This is a genomic window from Acidovorax sp. A79 (genome assembly GCF_041154505.1).
Lineage (GTDB): Bacteria > Pseudomonadota > Gammaproteobacteria > Burkholderiales > Burkholderiaceae_C > Acidovorax.
The window spans coordinates 4054166-4070268 of sequence record NZ_AP028672.1 but is presented as its reverse complement, the minus strand read 5'-3'; the positions used below and the strand labels follow the sequence as shown (position 1 = coordinate 4070268).

The window sequence follows — 16103 nt, the reverse complement described above, 5'->3', positions numbered from 1 at the left end:
TCAAGCGCCAGGGCCACTTTTATTCACTATCCGGGCGGCGGCCTCCCTCCAGAAAAACCAGGGCGATGCCCATGTGCCCACAAGCGCGGCCCCAACAAAAAAGCCCGCCGGCCGTAAGGCAAGCGGGCTTCGCGGGTTGCAGGCCACGCGGGCCTGCCTGGCGCGGGATCAGCCCTCGCTGGGCTGCACCCACCAGTAGATCAGCACCAGCACACCGATGCCGGTCAGGGTCAGCAACTGCCACCAGCCCGAGCGGCCGATGTCATGCAGGCGGCGCGCGCCCACGGCCAGCGCGGGCAGCACCAGCGCGAGGGAGACGATGCCGGAGATCACGTCGCCCAGGAAGCTGGCGACCACCATCACCGCGACCTGGAACAGAAAGAACCACCAGAACTCGGAGCGCACGGCGCGACCCGAGAAACCCGCGTACTGCGTCAGGCAGCTTTTGACAGCCGAAACAAAATCCATACAGAACTCCCTCTCTTTGAAACGTGAAGCCGTTGTGGCAGGGCCAAGCCCCGCGCCATGATAGGGGCGCACAGGGCATCCAGTCCACACGTCCCACCACCCCATCGGCGGCCCCACGCCCGGCAGCCGGGCCACAGGGCAAATTTTGCTTCTTTTTTTATAGCTTGCAGCGCTTGCCGGATAAGCGCTGACGGCCTATTTGAGCATGAATCCCGGTGCTCACGCGGCCTTGCGCAACGCATGCGTGTCGCGCGCCAGCTGCGTGATGCGCGCCCAGTCGCCCGCACGCACGGCGTCGGCGGGCGTCAGCCACGAGCCGCCCACGCAGCGGACGTTGGGCAGCGCCAGGTAGTTGGACGCGGTGGCCTGGGTGATGCCCCCCGTGGGGCAGAAGCTCACCTGGCCGAACGGGCTGGCCCAGGACTTGAGCAGCGGGATGCCGCCCGCGGCCTCCGCCGGGAACAGCTTGAGGAACGAAAACCCGTCCGCCAAGGCCGCCATGATCTCGCTGGACGTGGCCACGCCCGGCAGCAGTGGCAGGTTGAGCCCCTTGCAGGCGCTGCCCACCTCGGACGTGTAGCCAGGGCTCACGGCAAAACGCGCCCCGGCCTCGCTGGCGCGCCGCGCATCGTCGGCGTTGAGCACCGTGCCCACGCCCACCACCGCTTCGGGCAACTGGCGCGCGATGGCGGCGATGGCGGGCAGGCCGGCGGCGGTGCGCAGCGTCACCTCCAGCACCTTCACGCCACCGGCCAGCAAGGCCTCGGCCAGAGGCAGCGCGTCTTCCACGCGGTCGATCACGATGACGGGAATGACCGGGCCATGGCTGGCGATGTCGAGAGGATTCATGGGTTTGTGCTCCTTGGTGTGTTCGGTGTCGGATGCCGCAAGCGGCCTACAAAACTAGCGCGGCGCGATGCCAGTGCACCCGTGGAACGGGCTTTGCCAGGCCACCGGGTGCGTCCCCCTCCCGCGCAGGGAGGGAGGAGGAAGCCGCGCAGCGACTCAGGGGGTGCATCCTGCTACAACCATGTGCAGGCGCCTTGTTCCGCACCGCCCGCGTGGCGGCGGAAGTTGGTGAAGAGTTCGCGGCCGAAGCCGGTGGCGGGGGGCGCGGTGTAGGGCGCCAGGGGGCGGGCGGCCCAGGTAGCCTCATCGACCAGCACATCCAGCGTGCCGGCCACGGCATCCACCCGCACGATGTCGCCGTCCAGCACCTTGGCCAGCGGGCCGCCGGCCAGCGCCTCGGGCGTGACGTGGATGGCGGCGGGCACCTTGCCCGACGCGCCGCTCATGCGGCCGTCCGTCACCAGCGCCACCTTGAAGCCCTGGTTCTGCAGCACCGCCAGCGGCGGGGTGAGCTTGTGCAGCTCGGGCATGCCGTTGGCCTGCGGGCCCTGAAAGCGCACCACGGCCACCATGTCCTGCTGCACCTCGCCCGCGCTGAACGCGGCCAGCAAGGCCTCCTGCGAATCGAACACGCGCGCGGGCGCCTCGATGACGTGGCGGTCTTCGGGCACGGCCGAGACCTTGATCACCGCGCGGCCCAGGCGCCCCTGCAGCAGGCGCAGGCCGCCCGTGGGGGAAAACGGATGGGACACCGGGCGCAGCACGGTCTCGTCGCCCGACACCGCCGGTGCGCCCTGCCCGCCCGCGGCGATGCCGCCCGCGTTCACACTGCCCACGCCCGGGTGCATGAAGCCCCCTTGCAGCAGTTCGCGCAGGATCCATGCGGGCCCGCCCGCGGCCTGGAACTGGTTCACGTCGGCATCGCCATTGGGGTACACGCGGGCCAGCAGCGGCACGGCGGACGACAGCTCGTCAAAGTCCGACCAGTCGATCAGGATGCCCGCGCTGCGCGCAATGGCCACCCAGTGGATCAGGTGGTTGGTGGAGCCCCCCGTGGCCAGCAAGGCCGCCATGGCATTGACGATGCAGCGCTCGTCCACCATCCGCCCGATGGGCGTGAAGCGCTGGCCGCGCTTGCCGATGTCGAGCACGGTGCGCACGGCCTGGCGCGTGAAGGCTTCGCGCTCCTCGGTGCCGGGCGGTGCAAAGGCCGCGCCGGGCACGTGCAGGCCCATGGCCTCGAGCAGCATCTGGTTGCTGTTGGCCGTGCCGTAGAAAGTGCAGGTGCCAGGGCTGTGGTACGCGGCGGACTCGGCCTTGAGCAGTTCGTCGCGCCCCACCAGCCCTTGCGCGTACTGCTCGCGCACCTTGGACTTGTCCTTGTTCGACAGCCCCGTGCCCATGGGGCCCGCGGGCACGAACACGCAGGGCAGATGCCCGTAATGCAGCGCGCCGATGAGCAAGCCGGGCACGATCTTGTCGCACACGCCCAGCAGAAGCACGCCGTCGAACACATCGTGGGACAGCGCTACCGCAGTGGCGATGGCAATGGCGTCCCGGGAGAACAGGGACAACTCCATGCCGGGCGTGCCCTGCGTCACGCCGTCGCACATGGCGGGCACGCCGCCCGCCACCTGCGCGGTGGCGCCGTGGCGCGCGGCCTCGTCACGCAGGATGGCGGGGTAACTCTGGTACGGCTGGTGGGCCGACAGCATGTCGTTGTAGGCCGTGACGACGCCGATGTTGGGCGCCTTCTCCACGGTGACCTTGAATTTTTCGGCGCCGGGCAGGGCCGCGTAGGCATGGGCCAGGTTGGCGCAGCCCATGCGGTCTTGCGCGGGCTTGCGGGCGATCATGGCCTCGACGCCGGCCAGATAGGCGGCGCGGGTGTCCTTGCTGCGCTCGATGATGCGGGCCGTCACGCGCGCTACGACTGAATGCATGGGATGCTCCATCGGTGGGTTGGGCCTGGGCACCTGTTCCGGGGCAGGCCACTGTTTGAGACCCTAGAATGTAACTCGATAACCATCCCATTTCAACCCATGACCTTGCAGTGCCTGCCCCTTGCACCCTCCGAACTGGGCGAATCGCCGTTCTGGCACCCCGAGGAAAAATGCCTCTATTGGTGTGACATACAGGGACTGGCGGTGCACGCCTGGACCCCGGGGGACGGCCGCCACCGGCAATGGAAGACCCCCAGCGAACCCGGCTGCTGCGCGCCCGCCGCCGACAAAAAAATAGTAATCGGGTTACGGGACGGCTTTTACCTGCTGGACACCACCACCGGCGCGTTCACCCTGCTGGCCCTGCTGCCCCCCGACCGACACGACACCCGCGTGCTGCGCCTGAACGATGGCCGCTGCGATGCGGCGGGCCGGTTCTGGGCGGGGTCGGTCATCAGCCCGCGCACGGCCCCCGACGCCGCGCTCTGGCGCCTGGAGGCGGCCGAGGGTGGTTACCGCGTGCACTACATGGCGGGCGACAACTTCACCGCCAACGGCCTCGCGTTCAGCCCCGACAACCGGTATCTGTACTGGTCCAACACCCCGGAGCACCGCATCGACCGGTTTGACTTCGATGTGGCGACGGGCGCCATCGCCAACCGACAGCCCTGGGTGCAGTTCGGCCGCAAGGTGGAAGGCCAGCCCTACGGCGGCCGGCCGGATGGCGCGGCGGTGGATGTGGAGGGCAACTACTGGGTGGCGATGTACGAGGGGGCGTGTGTGCTGCAGCTGTCTCCAGCGGGGCAAGTGCTGCAGCGCATTGAAGTGCCAGTGCAGTGCCCGACCATGGTGTGTTTTGGAGGGGCGGATTTGCGGACGCTGTACATCACGTCGGCGCGGGCGGGAAGGCCGGTGGAGGAACAGGAGGCGGCGATTCCTGCGGGGTCGCTCTTGAGCGTACGGGTCACGGTAACCGGTCTTCCGGTGAACCGCTTCAAGGCCTGAACCGGGCAGGCAAAGGCGCGCGGGGCGGGGCCTCGCGGCACATTGCCCATTCAAAGTTGAGCGCAGTAGACGTCGCGGCGGCTGAACTTACCGGGTGAGCACCGGGCGGGGGCCAGCGCGACTTTTCAACCCTTGCTCCCAGTCCGTCCGCCGCGTCCGCATCAGGATCAGCACACCCAGAACCGTTCCAATGGGGAATGCAAAAAGCAGCAGGATTCCGAGAGTTCGCGATAAATTCCGACCCCACAAATGGCCGGAGCGGACACCACGCAATGCGGCGCAATGAAGCACGAAAGGCGTGCCGAAGATGCCCGCAAGAATCAACACACCGCTTCCACTCGCGTTGTCACCGGCCAAGTAAATGACGCAAAGCAGCGCCGCGCCGATGCCGTAGAAGATTGACAGCCCGAAGTGGATTCGGGCGAGCGACCTGTTCATGAACTGCTCCTTTTGGCGGGATCGTTCCTGTGCACCATACCCGCCCCGCCATGCATGCGCCGCCGCAGCCGCGTGCGGTGCCAGCCGAGGCGACGAAGCCCACCCACGGCTCAATCACCCGTTTTCATCGCCCCCAGCACGTCATAACACGCCCCCATGTTGTGATAGTCCACCTTCCCCGCGTTGCTCTTCTCTCGCGTGTGGTTGCGGTTGGCACCGTCGAGGACGCGAAACCACGCGCCGTGGTCGTGGTCCACGAAGTGCTCCCAGCAATACGCCCAGATTCGGTCGTACCAGTCCCAATAGCGCTCGTCGCCCGTGCGCACAGCCAGCACCGCCGCAGCCGCCATGCTCTCGGCCTGCACCCAGTGGTATTTGCCGTCGTCGCAGATGCTGCCGTCGGGCGCCATGCCGTAGACGATGCCGCCGTGCACGGCATCCCAGCCCTTCTCCAGCGCTGTGTCGAAGAGGAAGCGCGCGCAGGGCAGATGCCAGTCCGCCGGCGCCAGGACGTCCAGTTGCAGCAGCAGCTTGGCCCATTCGGTCTGGTGGCCGATCTGGTAGCCCCAGGGGCGGAAGATGTTGCTGCGGTCGTGGCGGTTGTAGTCCCAGTCCACCGACCAGTCGGCGTGGTAGTGCTCCCACACCCAGCCCTCGGCAGCAGGGGCCGAGGTGCGGTCCGACAACGCGGCCTGGCGCTGGCAGATGCCCTGCGCGAGCTGTTCGGCGCGCTGGATATAGCGCTGCTCGCCGGTGGCGCGAAAAGCCGAGATCATGGCCTCGCAGGCGTGCATGTTGGCGTTCTGGCCCCGGTAGTCCGCCAGCACCCAGTCGGGCGACGCCTCATCGGCGTACAAGCCCTGCGCGGGCTGCCAGAAGTGCTGCCCGGCGGTGTCGAAGGCATCGGCCAGCCAGCCGCGTGCCTCGGGCACTCCGGCCTCCAGCGCCCGTGCATAGGCCAGCATCACGAACGCCATGCCATAGCAATGCCGCGTGCCATCCAGCACCGTGGCACGGCCGCCCTGCCAGTCGATGAGCCAGGCGTAGCCGCCGGTGGCGGGGTCGAGGAACGCAGTGCGCAGAAACTGCAGTGCGTGCACCATGCCGCTCTGGTAGCGCGCCTCGCCCGTGGTGCGGTAGAGCATGGCATGGGTGACCACAAAACGTGTGGCGCTGACCAGGTGGCGGGTGCGCGTGTCGTACACCGTGCCGTCGTCCAGGAAGAAGTGGTACATGCCGCCGCTCGCGTCGGTGGCCACGGGCTCGTAGAACGCCATGGTCTGGCGGATGTGCGCGCGCAGGAAGTCGGCGGACCGGAAATCCGGCCGGGGTGCGGTCATGGTGTCTCCTCGAAAAATCGCCAGTGCCCGTGGTCGCGCCGCCGCAGGACGGCCGCCACCGGTCTTTGTCAAATGCCGGCGCGCAGCCGGGCGAGCAACCCGGCGGTGGAACCGTCGAGCCCTGCGGCATCGCCGCTGGCCAGGCGCGCCTCGATGTCCTTGGCCAGCACCTTGCCCAGCTCCACGCCCCACTGGTCGAAGCTGTTGATGCCCCACAGGCTGCCGCTCACGAACACGCGGTGTTCCTGCAGCGCAATAAGCGCGCCCAGCGACGCGGGGGTGAGCGCATCCAGCAGCAGGAAGGTGCTGGGCCGGTTGCCCGGGAAGTGGCGGTGGCCGTCCTCCCCGTCCTTGCCCACCATCAGCGCCTGGGCCTGCGCCAGGGCGTTGGCCAGCAGCTTGTCGTGGTGGCCTTCCAGGGGATGGGTGGGCTGGCGCACGGCGATGAGCTCCAGCGGGAGCACGTCGGTGCCCTGGTGCAGCATCTGGAAGAACGCGTGCTGGCCGTTGGTGCCCGGCTCGCCCCACAGCACGGGCGACGTGGCATAGGGCAGCGGCTGGCCGTCCAGCCCCACGCGCTTGCCGTTGCTTTCCATCTCGAGCTGCTGCAGATAGGCCGGCAGGCGGCGCAATGCCGCGTGGTAGGGCGCGATACAGCGGCTGGTGAAGCCATGGAAGTTGCGGTACCAGATGTCCAGCAGGCCCAGGCGCACCGGCAGGTTCTGCGCCAGGGGCGCCGTGCGAAAGTGCTCGTCCATGGCGTGCGCTCCGGCGAGCAGATCGCGGAAGCCCGCCGAGCCAATCGCGATCGCGATGGGCAGGCCAATGGCCGACCACAGCGAATAGCGCCCGCCCACCCAGTCCCAGAAACCGAAGGTGGTGGTGATGCCCAGCGCCTTCGCGGCATCGACATTGGTGGTGAGCGCCGCAAAGTGGCGCCCCACATCCTGACCGCCTTGCGCCACAAACCAGGCCAGCGCCGAGCGCGCGTTGGTCATGGTTTCTGCGGTGGTGAAGGTCTTGGAGGCGATGAGGAACAGCGTGTTCTCGGCCTTGAGCGACTGCAGCACCGTGTGCAGTTCGTGGCCGTCCACGTTGGAGACAAAGTGCAGCCGCTTGCCCCGCGCGCGGCACTGCTCCAGCGCCAGCACGGCCATGTGCGGGCCCAGGTCCGAACCGCCGATGCCGATGTTCACCACATCGGTGATGGCGCCATCCGCACGCACCGTGTCGGCATAGGCCAGCATGGCATCCAGCGTGGTGTGCACCTGGGCCAGCTTCTGCGCGATGTCCGGCCCGTCGCCGGGCAGCGCCAGGCCCCGGGGCCGGCGCAGCAGCGTGTGCAGCACGGCGCGCCCTTCGGTGCTGTTGATGGGCAGGCCGCCGAACATGGCGTCGCGGTGCTGTTCCAGGCCACAGGCACGGGCCATGTCCAGCAGCAGCGTCTCGGTGGCGGCGTCCCACAGGTTCTTGGAAAGATCCGCAAACACCTCGGGCGCGTGCTGGCTGAAGTGCCCAAACCGCTGCGCATCGCTGGCAAAGGCCTCCCGCAGGTCCAGACGGCTGCCATCTGCGGTGAACGCGGCCTGCAACTGAGGCCACTCTAGGGTTTGGTCGCAACGGAGGGAGGGCATGGTGGATTCAGGATATCGGGGAGGTGAAAACCGGCGAGATAGTAACTTGATTACACAATTTTTCTGATACTTTTCTGCGCACGAACTGTCAAAAAACGTTTACAGCCTCTACAGCTACACAACCCAATGTAACGAGATTACAATTTCCAGCCTCAGACGCACAACAACACCCTGATATGGAGACCCCATGAGTTTTGACCTTGTCCTGTTCGGTGGAACAGGTGATCTGGCGTGGCGCAAACTCATGCCGGCGTTGTTCCAGGCGTTCCGGCACGGAACGCTGCCCGAGGGAGGCCGCATCATTGCGGTGGCGCGCGACGAGCTGAGCCATGAACAATACCGCAGCCTGATCCAGTCGCGCTTTGACAGCGTGGATCTGGCCAAGCGCCCCACCCCGGACGAGTTCGAACGCTTCGGCGCCCTGCTGCACTACCTGCGCATGGACCTGTCGCAAACGCAGGACTACGCGCGCCTGGCCACCTTGCTGCACGAGCGCGCCGCCGACACCGTGGTGATGTACGTGGCCACCGCGCCCAGCCTTTTCACCAACGTGTGCGAACAGATCGCCGCCGTGGGCCTGAACGGCCCCGCCACCCGCGTGGTGCTGGAAAAGCCCCTGGGCCACGACCTCAAGTCCAACCAGGCCATCAACGACACGCTGCGCCGCGTGCTCAAGGAAGAGCAGGTCTTTCGCATCGACCACTACCTGGGCAAGCCCGCGGTGCAGAACCTGTTTGCGATGCGCTTTGGCAACGCGCTGTTCGAGCCACTGTGGCGGCGCGAGAACATCGCCAACATCCAGATCACCATCGCCGAGGAGCTGGGCGTGGAAACGCGCGGCGCCTTCTACGACCAGACCGGCGCGCTGCGCGACATGGTGCAGAACCACGCGCTGCAGCTGCTGTGCGCCATCGGCATGGAGCCGCCCATCAACTCCAGCGCCAATGCGATCCGCGACGAGAAGCTCAAGGTGCTGCAGTCGCTCAAGCCCTGGAGCATGGAGACCATTGGCCAGCATGTGATCCGCGGCCAGTACGCCGCGGGCAAGACCCACGGGCACAACGTGCCGGGCTACCTGCAGGAAAAAGGCGTGGCCAGCGACAGCACCACCGAGACCTTCGTGGCGCTGCGCACCGAGATCAGCAACTGGCGCTGGGCCGGCGTGCCGTTCTACATCCGCACCGGCAAGCGCCTGGCGGGGCGCGACGCGCACATCGTCGTCAACTTCCGCCCCGTGCCGCACCCCATCTTCAAGATGCCCTCGGGCGCGGTGAACCGGCTGGTGATCAACCTGCAGCCCAGGGACGGCCTGGAGCTGCACCTGCTGGCCCAGGGCGCGGCCCAGCACCAGACCGAACCCGCGCTGTCGCAGGTGGCGCTGAACCTGGACTTCGACCAGCGCTTCGGCACCGAGCGCGTGGGCGCGTACGAGCGCCTGCTGCTGGACGTGATCGCCGGGCGGCTGAACCTGTTCGTGCGCAGCGACGAACAGGAAGAAGCCTGGCGCTGGGTGGAGCCCATCCTGCAGCACTGGAAGAACGACCCCGCGGGCCCGCGGCCGTACGCACCGGGCAGCTGGGGCCCGAGCGCCGCCAGCGCCATGATCGCGCGCGACGGGCATTGCTGGAGCGAAGAGATGTGAAGGTGGCGACCGCGCCACTCGCAATCCTCTCATCCACCAGGCCCTGCTCACGCCGAATGCGGCCCGGGCGCACTACGCGCTTGCCAGCTGCGCGCGGGCCTCGCGCCTGAAATCGGTGGGGCGTTGGCCCGTGTGCTTCTTGAAGAAGCGTCCGAAATAGGCCTCGTCCTCAAAGCCCAGTTCCGCCGCTATCTGCTTGACCGAGAGGGACGAGTACACCAGCTCACGCTGGGCCTCGTGCACCACGCGGGCATTGACCACTTCCTGCGCTGAGACGCCCAGCACCTCACGGCACAGGCGCGAGAGCTGCCCCACGGAAATACCCAGCGCGTCCGCGTAGTCGCGCACGGGCGTGTGCCGGCGCACGTTCACGTCCAGCAGGGCGCGAAACCGCTCGATCTGCCCCGCCTTGCGAGAGGGCAATGCCTCGGGCAGCGTCGCGGACGTGTGCGCCAGCCGTGCGATCTGCACGAACAGCGCCACCAGCAAGGGCATGCCTGCGGCACGCACGCCACCATCGACATGGGCTTCCTGCCCGATCACCTCGAACAGGGGCTGCAGCGCCTGGGCATGGCGCCCCCCGGGGTCCACCCCCAGCACCAGGGGGCGGCGAATGTGCTCCAGCAACTCGGGCGCGGCCAGGGCGGCCAGCGACTCCAGCGGCTTCTGGGCTGCCGTGATTACCGGGCCATCCGTGCCGGGATGAAAGCTGAAGCCATGCACGGTGCGCGCGGGAACCACCACCAGGCATGGAGGATGCAGCGGCCAGCGCTTGCCGTCCATCAGCGCGCTGCCGCCCTCTCCGCCCGCCGTCAGGTAGAGCACCTGGATCAGCCCTTCATGAAAGTGCAGGTCGATCTCCCAGCCAAACAGGCTGGAGCGCTCCGGCACCCGCTCCAGATGCACCAAGTCGGCCCAGGCTGGCGAGGCATCCTGCGTTCCGTAAAGCGCGAACTGGCGTACGGTGCCGGGCTCGATTCTCATGGTTTCTACCAATCTTTTGTATTCAGAAATGCACGAATTGTCCTGTTCATAGCCCGCTTTGTCGATTGAGGGAAAAGTCCTTGTGCGAGATGCTTCACCCCCAACACAACAAGGAGACAGCGGCCCATGAACGACAGCCACAACCGCATTGCACACCAAGGAACCGGACCTGCGCAAAGCCTCGACTGGCTGGGCCTGAAGGGGCGGGTGTGCGTGGTCACCGGAGCCGCCAGCGGCATCGGAGCCGCGATTGCCGAAGCATTTTCGGCCGTGGGTGCCCATGTGGCCCTGATCGATCGTGACAGAGAAGCCGCCCGGCAGGTGGCCGCAAGGCTGAGTGCACAAGGAGGCCACGCACTGGCCGTGGCCTGCGACATCACAGACGAACAGGCCGTGCTTGCCGCCGCGAACGAAGTGCGAGAGAGCCTCGGTCCCGCCACCGTGCTGATCAACAATGCGGGCCTGCTTCGTCCGGGTAGCCTCGACAGCGTTTCAGTGGCCGACTGGAATGCCGTGCTGGCCGTCAATCTCACGGGCTACCTGCTGTGCACACGGGCCTTCGGGCAGGACATGCTGCGCGCCGGACGGGGTTCGCTGGTGCACGTGGCCTCGGTCTCGGCCTTGCACCCACAAACCGCCAGCGGCGCCTACAGCGCCAGCAAGGCCGGGGTGCTGCTGCTGTCTCGCCAACTGGCCGCCGAATGGGGACCACGGGGCGTGCGCAGCAACGCCATATGCCCTGGAATGATCCGCACCGCCCTGTCTGCACGCTTCTACGAAGAGCCAGGTTTCGAGACCCGGCGGGCGGCCGCGACCGCCAGCCGCCGCGTGGGTGAGCCTCAGGACATCGCCGAGCCGGCCTTGTTCCTGGGCAGCGACCGCTCGGCCTACGTCAACGGTGCAGAACTGGTCGTGGACGGCGGCCTGGGCTGCATGTTGATGGACATGGTGCCACGCCCCGGTTTCAACAGCACACCGGCCCAGGCCGCCTGACACGCGCCCTCCCCCGGCACAACAACAGAACCCGAACAAGGCGCCACCGGCGCGAGCCGCCGCATGGGCATTCCACCCACGCCGCGCAAGCGCCCCACCATCAACAAGGAGACTGCAAGATGACCCCTGCCAACCCTGCAAGCCAGGAACTGACGTGCGACCTGCTGGTCGTGGGCTCCGGTGCCGGCGGCCTGTCCACCGCCATCACGGCCAAGAAGCACGGACTGGATGTCGTCGTGATCGAAAAGGCCCCGTGCTTCGGGGGCACCACCGCCTTCTCGGGCGGGGTGCTCTGGATACCCGGCAACACGCAATGCGCCGCCCCGGATACCCGGGAGGCCATGCGCACCTACCTGCAAGACCAGGCCAGTGCGTTCCACGAGCCTGCCGCCGTCGAAGCCTTCCTGGACCATGCACCCGAGATGGTGGCCTGGTTCGAGCGCGAGACCGCCGTGCGCTTCGTGCCCACGCTCTACCCCGACTACCACCCCGACGCACCAGGAGGCGCCGCCATCGGCCGCTCCATCCTGGCCGCGCCCTATGACGCCAGCCAGCTGGGAGCGGAGCTGGCGCGGCTGCGCCCGCCGCTGTCCACCATCACCTTCGTGGGCATGATGTTCAACTCGTCGAACGCCGACCTCAAGCACTTCTTTCGCGCCACCAAATCGGTGGTGTCGGCTGCCTATGTGGCGCGGCGCCTGGGGGGCCACCTGCTGGACCTGCTGCGCTACCGCCGGGGCGTGCAGGTGACCAGTGGCAATGCACTGGCCGCGCGCCTGGCCAAGACCTGTTTCGATCTGGGCATTCCGATCCACACCGAGGCCGAAGCCCGCGAGTTGCTGCAGGCCGGCGACCGCGTGACCGGCGCACGCGTGCAGACGCCCGGGGGCCAAGTGCGCATCAGCGCCCGCCGTGGCGTGGTGCTGGCCTGTGGCGGCTACCCGCACGACGTGGCCCGCATCACCCAGCGCTACCCGCACCTGGCGCGCGGTGGCGAGCACCTCTCGCCCGTGCCCGCCGAGAACACCGGCGACGGCCTGCGCCTGGCCGCGCAGGTCGGTGGGCAGGTGGACGAGCGCTTTGACGGCGTGGGCGCCGCCGCCTGGATGCCGGTGTCGCGGGTGCCCCTGAGCCAGGGCCGCACGGGAGTGTTTCCGCACCTGCTGGACCGCTACAAGCCCGGCATCATCGGGGTGCTGCGCAACGGACGCCGCTTCACCAACGAGTCCAACTCGTACCATGACGTGGGCGCCGCCATGATCGAAGCCTGCCGCGACCATGGCGAAACCGCCATGTGGTTGCTGTGCGACCAGTCCACGCTCTCCAAATATGGCCTGGGCTACGCCAAGCCCGCGCCCATGCCTGTGGGCGGACTGATCCGCAAGGGCTACCTCTTCAAGGGCCGCACGCTGGCCGATCTGGCCCATGCCGCGGGCATCGACCCCACCGGGCTGGAGGCCACCGTGCGCGAGTACAACGCTGGCGCGACCACCGGCGCGGACCGCCAGTTCGGGCGCGGCACCACGGCCTTCAACCGCTATCTGGCCGACCCCGACCAGCAGCCCAACCCCTGCGTGGCCCCCATCGGGGCCGGCCCCTACTACGCCGTGAAAGTGCTCATGGGCGACCTGGGCACTTTCGAGGGTCTGCGCACCACCACCGAGGGCCAGGTGTTGCGTGCCGACGGGCAGGCCGTGCCTGGGCTGTACGCCGTGGGCAACGACCGCACCAGCATCATGGGCGGCAACTACCCTGGCGCCGGCATCACGCTGGGGCCGGCCATGACATTTGGCTGGATCACCGGCCGCTCCGTGGCGGGTGCATGGCCACCGGATGCGCGCCCCGCGCACGCTCCCAAGGAGGCGCGCCATGCCGCATGAACCCAGTGCCAGGTCCCTGCGCAAACCGCTGGTGGACCACCGCGTCTACACCATCCGCCTGCGCAAGATGGGCGAGTTCCTGGAGGTGTTCAACCGCATGGCCATGCCCGTGCTGATGGACACGCTGGCGCACCCGGTGGGTTTCTACATCAGCCAGGTCGGCCCCCTGAACCAGTTCGTGCACCTGTGGGCCTACGACGACCTGTCCGACTACGAACGCCGCAGCCAGGCCCGTGATACCCACCCGGACTTTCCTGCCTACCTGGCAGCCTCCGAGCACCTGATCGTGGAGCAGGAGACGCGCCTGATCCGCGCAACGCCCATGGCGGGCTGGGGGGCTCAGCACTTCTGACACACCCCAGCTTGCCGATTTCTTCCCAGTAGCAAACCCCAGAAAAACCAACGGAGACATACCATGCACCCATCCTCCCTTCGCACTTTCACCGTCACCACCCGCCGCAGCCTGCTGCTGCGTGCCAGCGCTGCGGCCTGCCTGGCTGCCGCCGCGGGCGCCAGCCAGGCCCAGTCCCCGGCCTGGCCGAACAAGCCCATCCGACTGGTCGTGGGCTTTCCGGCTGGTGGCACCACCGATGTGATGGCCCGCGTGGCTGGCGCGGCGCTGGGCAAATCCCTGGGCCAGCCGGTCGTGGTGGACAACAAGCCGGGGGCCAGCGGCAACCTGGGCGTGATGGAAACCACCAAGGCCGCGCCCGACGGCCACACGCTGATGGTCGCGCCCATCTCGGTGCAGACGGCCAACCCTTTCCTGTTCAAGCCCGCGCTGAACCCCGAGCGCGACCTGCGCCCCGTGGCCAGCCTGGGTTACGCCCAGCTCTACCTCGTGGCCAAGAAGGGGCTGCCTGTGCAAAGCGCCAACGACCTGGTGGCCATGGCCAAGGCGGCGCCCGGCAAGCTCAGCTATGCCTCTGGAGGCCCGGGCACCCAGATGCACCTGGTGGGCGAACTCTTCAAGCAACAGGCGGGCTTCGACGCTGTGCACGTGCCCTACCGGGGCGCGGCACCGGCGCTGCAGGACATCCTGGCCGGGCAGGTCGACTACTACTTCGACCCGGCCACCGGCTTCCAGCACATCCGCGAAGGCCGCGCGCGGCTGCTGGCAGTGACCGGCACCAAGCGCTCGGCCTTCTTCCCGGAAGCCCCCACCCTGACCGAGCTGGGCATCAAGGGCGTGGAGTTGGGCAACTGGTTCGGCGTGTTCGCGCCGGCAGGAACGCCCGCCGACATCGTGAACCGTCTGGCCAGCGAGATCGCCAAGGCCGTCGCCCTGCCGGAGGTGAAAAACCGCTTTGCCGACCTGGGGGCTGAACCCGTCGTGCAGGACGCAGCGGCCTTCCAGCACACCATCGCGGCAGAAACACAGCTCCTGTCAGCGCTGATCAAGGAGCGCCGCATCGCCGTGGACTGATCGCAGAGAGAAGGAACGAATGCACGCACCGCTCAGGCGGGCCCCACCAGCTCGATCGGCAGACCGTCCGGATCGGCGAAGAAAGTAAACGACGCGCCCGTGAACGGATCGATGCGCACCGGCTCTGCCGCCACGCCATGCGCGGCCAATGCCGCCAGGCTGGCGTCCATATCCGCCACGCGCAAGGCCAGGTGGCGCAGGCCGCAGGCCTCGGGATACGACGGGCGGGCCGGCGGGTTCGGAAAGGAAAACAGCTCCACCTGCGAACCATCGGGCAATTGCAGGTCCAGCTTGTACGACTCGCGCTCGGCACGGAACACCTCGTTCACCACCGGCAGGCCCAGCACCTCGGTGTAGAAGCGGCGCGAGCGTGCGTAGTCGCTGGCGATGATGGCCACATGGTGCACACCGCTGACCTGCAAGGCGGGGCCGCTCATCCTCCGGAACCCGCGATGTCCAGCGCGCGCGACGCGCCATGCAGCGCGGGCGTGGCGCTCGGATCGATGACCCAGCAGGGTATCGACGCGAGGTACGGCTGAAACCGCCCCTTGGCCTCGAATCGCGCGCGGAACGAGGATTTGTCGAACCACGTGCCCAGGCGCGGCACCATGCCACCACCAATGAAAACGCCTCCGCGCGCCCCCAGGGTGAGGGCCAGGTTACCCGCCACGCTCCCCAGAAAGCCGCAGAAAAGATCCAGCGCCTCCAGCGCCAGGACGTCGCTGGACTGCAGGGCCAGCTCAGTCACCTGGGAGGCCGAGCTGACCTCCTTGCCACCCCGCTGCGCGAGGCGGCGCAGCGCGTGGTACAGGTCCACCAGCCCCGCACCACACACAGCGCGCTCGGCCGACACATGGCCGTAGCGCTCCTGCAGGATGGCCAGCACATCGAATTCGCGCTGCGTCTGCGCCGCCAGCGACACATGCCCGCCCTCCCCCGACAAGGGCACGCCGTTGCTGGAGCCGGGCGGGAACACCAGCCCCGACACACCCAGGCCCGTGCCCGGGCCCAACAGCGCAATCGCAGCGCCCGGCACGGCCTCGCCGCCGCCCACGGGGCGCAGCAGGTCGGGCGTCAGCAGGGGCAGCGCCAGTGCCAATGCGGTGAAGTCGTTGATGACCACGAGCCGCTCGAAACCAAACGCCTCGCGCACCGCGCGCTGCGAAAAGCTCCAGCTGTGGTTGGTCATGCGGATCGCGTCGCCCGTGACGGGGTTGGCAATACCGAAAGCCGCCTCGCGCGGGGTGGGCACACCCACTTCTTTCAGATAGGTCCCCAGCGCAGCGTCCACGGTGGGGAACTGCGCGCAGGGCAGCACCCGCGTGTCGTTCAAGGGGCCGCCCGGCTCGTTCTGCCAGGCCAGTCGGATGTTGGTGCCGCCGATGTCGGCGAGGAGGCGCTGAGGTTGCATAGGAAAAAGATGGAGGCCAAAGGTCACACGCCCCCGCTGCCCTGTGGCAGACGGCGGCCCGTGGATCGCGAATGCTATTATTTATATAGC

At 67.9% G+C, this 16103-nt stretch carries 15 protein-coding genes; 6 read left to right on the top strand and 9 right to left on the bottom strand.

Translation table 11 applies throughout. The features are described from left to right. Positions 1-168: 168 nt before the first annotated feature. From ACAM51_RS18595 to edd, 3 genes are all read right to left on the bottom strand, one after another. On the bottom strand, positions 169-468 hold the full coding sequence (locus ACAM51_RS18595; RefSeq protein WP_218340410.1) for a DUF805 domain-containing protein: 300 nt from the start codon (positions 466-468) through the stop codon (positions 169-171). A 219-nt stretch (positions 469-687) separates the two neighbouring features. Further along, positions 688-1317 (bottom strand): bifunctional 4-hydroxy-2-oxoglutarate aldolase/2-dehydro-3-deoxy-phosphogluconate aldolase, encoded by a 630-nt coding sequence (eda, locus tag ACAM51_RS18590; protein ID WP_218293347.1) that lies wholly within the window; start codon positions 1315-1317, stop codon positions 688-690. Between the two features lie 173 nt (positions 1318-1490). Then, positions 1491-3260 (bottom strand): phosphogluconate dehydratase, encoded by a 1770-nt coding sequence (gene edd / locus ACAM51_RS18585; RefSeq protein ID WP_369641458.1) that lies wholly within the window; start codon positions 3258-3260, stop codon positions 1491-1493. A gap of 99 nt (positions 3261-3359) precedes the next feature. On the opposite strand from edd, the gene ACAM51_RS18580 reads away from it, so the two are divergent. After that, the gene (locus ACAM51_RS18580) at positions 3360-4265 is read left to right on the top strand and encodes an SMP-30/gluconolactonase/LRE family protein (protein ID WP_369641457.1); all 906 of its coding nucleotides are present in this window, start codon (positions 3360-3362) and stop codon (positions 4263-4265) included. An 87-nt stretch (positions 4266-4352) separates the two neighbouring features. On the opposite strand, the gene ACAM51_RS18575 is transcribed toward ACAM51_RS18580, so the two are convergent. From ACAM51_RS18575 to pgi, 3 genes are all read right to left on the bottom strand, one after another. After that, positions 4353-4703: a hypothetical protein gene (locus ACAM51_RS18575; protein ID WP_218293344.1), complete on the bottom strand. Its 351-nt coding sequence runs from the start codon at positions 4701-4703 to the stop codon at positions 4353-4355. Between the two features lie 110 nt (positions 4704-4813). After that, complete coding sequence (locus ACAM51_RS18570; protein WP_218340414.1) at positions 4814-6043, bottom strand: AGE family epimerase/isomerase; 1230 nt, start codon at positions 6041-6043, stop codon at positions 4814-4816. A gap of 68 nt (positions 6044-6111) precedes the next feature. Then, a complete protein-coding gene (gene pgi, locus ACAM51_RS18565) occupies positions 6112-7677 on the bottom strand; it encodes a glucose-6-phosphate isomerase (RefSeq protein WP_369641456.1) in 1566 nt (521 codons plus the stop codon). A 187-nt stretch (positions 7678-7864) separates the two neighbouring features. Here pgi and zwf point away from each other — a divergent pair, with 187 nt between their 5' ends. Beyond that, positions 7865-9319 (top strand): glucose-6-phosphate dehydrogenase, encoded by a 1455-nt coding sequence (gene zwf / locus ACAM51_RS18560; RefSeq protein ID WP_218293341.1) that lies wholly within the window; start codon positions 7865-7867, stop codon positions 9317-9319. A 72-nt stretch (positions 9320-9391) separates the two neighbouring features. On the opposite strand, the gene ACAM51_RS18555 is transcribed toward zwf, so the two are convergent. After that, positions 9392-10303, bottom strand: coding sequence for a helix-turn-helix domain-containing protein (locus tag ACAM51_RS18555; RefSeq protein ID WP_369641455.1), 912 nt, complete (start codon positions 10301-10303; stop codon positions 9392-9394). 126 nt (positions 10304-10429) lie between these two features. Between ACAM51_RS18555 and ACAM51_RS18550 the strand changes: the two genes are divergently transcribed. From ACAM51_RS18550 to ACAM51_RS18535, 4 genes are all read left to right on the top strand, one after another. Then, positions 10430-11296: an SDR family NAD(P)-dependent oxidoreductase gene (locus tag ACAM51_RS18550; protein ID WP_369641454.1), complete on the top strand. Its 867-nt coding sequence runs from the start codon at positions 10430-10432 to the stop codon at positions 11294-11296. 119 nt (positions 11297-11415) lie between these two features. Continuing rightward, positions 11416-13176 (top strand): FAD-dependent oxidoreductase, encoded by a 1761-nt coding sequence (locus ACAM51_RS18545; RefSeq protein ID WP_369641453.1) that lies wholly within the window; start codon positions 11416-11418, stop codon positions 13174-13176. Next, complete coding sequence (locus ACAM51_RS18540; protein WP_369641452.1) at positions 13166-13528, top strand: NIPSNAP family protein; 363 nt, start codon at positions 13166-13168, stop codon at positions 13526-13528. Before ACAM51_RS18545 ends, ACAM51_RS18540 begins: the two co-directional genes overlap by 11 nt. A 63-nt stretch (positions 13529-13591) precedes the next feature. Then, positions 13592-14602, top strand: a complete 1011-nt coding sequence (locus tag ACAM51_RS18535) for a tripartite tricarboxylate transporter substrate binding protein (RefSeq protein ID WP_369641451.1) — start codon at positions 13592-13594, stop codon at positions 14600-14602. Positions 14603-14634: 32 nt separating this feature from the next. On the opposite strand, the gene ACAM51_RS18530 is transcribed toward ACAM51_RS18535, so the two are convergent. Both ACAM51_RS18530 and glk read right to left on the bottom strand, forming a co-directional pair. Beyond that, on the bottom strand, positions 14635-15039 hold the full coding sequence (locus tag ACAM51_RS18530; protein ID WP_369641450.1) for a VOC family protein: 405 nt from the start codon (positions 15037-15039) through the stop codon (positions 14635-14637). Beyond that, on the bottom strand, positions 15036-16013 hold the full coding sequence (gene glk / locus ACAM51_RS18525) for a glucokinase (RefSeq protein ID WP_369641449.1): 978 nt from the start codon (positions 16011-16013) through the stop codon (positions 15036-15038). The genes ACAM51_RS18530 and glk overlap by 4 nt, the downstream gene beginning before the upstream one ends. Positions 16014-16103: the final 90 nt, after the last annotated feature.

What these genes read in the sequence shown, in the direction of transcription:
- ACAM51_RS18595 (WP_218340410.1), bottom strand. Translation starts at nt 468, where the DNA reads ATGGATTTTGTTTCGGCTGTCAAAAGCTGCCTGACGCAGTACGCGGGT.
- eda (WP_218293347.1), bottom strand. Translation starts at nt 1,317, where the DNA reads ATGAATCCTCTCGACATCGCCAGCCATGGCCCGGTCATTCCCGTCATC.
- edd (WP_369641458.1), bottom strand. Translation starts at nt 3,260, where the DNA reads ATGCATTCAGTCGTAGCGCGCGTGACGGCCCGCATCATCGAGCGCAGC.
- ACAM51_RS18580 (WP_369641457.1), top strand. Translation starts at nt 3,360, where the DNA reads ATGACCTTGCAGTGCCTGCCCCTTGCACCCTCCGAACTGGGCGAATCG.
- ACAM51_RS18575 (WP_218293344.1), bottom strand. Translation starts at nt 4,703, where the DNA reads ATGAACAGGTCGCTCGCCCGAATCCACTTCGGGCTGTCAATCTTCTAC.
- ACAM51_RS18570 (WP_218340414.1), bottom strand. Translation starts at nt 6,043, where the DNA reads ATGACCGCACCCCGGCCGGATTTCCGGTCCGCCGACTTCCTGCGCGCG.
- pgi (WP_369641456.1), bottom strand. Translation starts at nt 7,677, where the DNA reads ATGCCCTCCCTCCGTTGCGACCAAACCCTAGAGTGGCCTCAGTTGCAG.
- zwf (WP_218293341.1), top strand. Translation starts at nt 7,865, where the DNA reads ATGAGTTTTGACCTTGTCCTGTTCGGTGGAACAGGTGATCTGGCGTGG.
- ACAM51_RS18555 (WP_369641455.1), bottom strand. Translation starts at nt 10,303, where the DNA reads ATGAGAATCGAGCCCGGCACCGTACGCCAGTTCGCGCTTTACGGAACG.
- ACAM51_RS18550 (WP_369641454.1), top strand. Translation starts at nt 10,430, where the DNA reads ATGAACGACAGCCACAACCGCATTGCACACCAAGGAACCGGACCTGCG.
- ACAM51_RS18545 (WP_369641453.1), top strand. Translation starts at nt 11,416, where the DNA reads ATGACCCCTGCCAACCCTGCAAGCCAGGAACTGACGTGCGACCTGCTG.
- ACAM51_RS18540 (WP_369641452.1), top strand. Translation starts at nt 13,166, where the DNA reads ATGCCGCATGAACCCAGTGCCAGGTCCCTGCGCAAACCGCTGGTGGAC.
- ACAM51_RS18535 (WP_369641451.1), top strand. Translation starts at nt 13,592, where the DNA reads ATGCACCCATCCTCCCTTCGCACTTTCACCGTCACCACCCGCCGCAGC.
- ACAM51_RS18530 (WP_369641450.1), bottom strand. Translation starts at nt 15,039, where the DNA reads ATGAGCGGCCCCGCCTTGCAGGTCAGCGGTGTGCACCATGTGGCCATC.
- glk (WP_369641449.1), bottom strand. Translation starts at nt 16,013, where the DNA reads ATGCAACCTCAGCGCCTCCTCGCCGACATCGGCGGCACCAACATCCGA.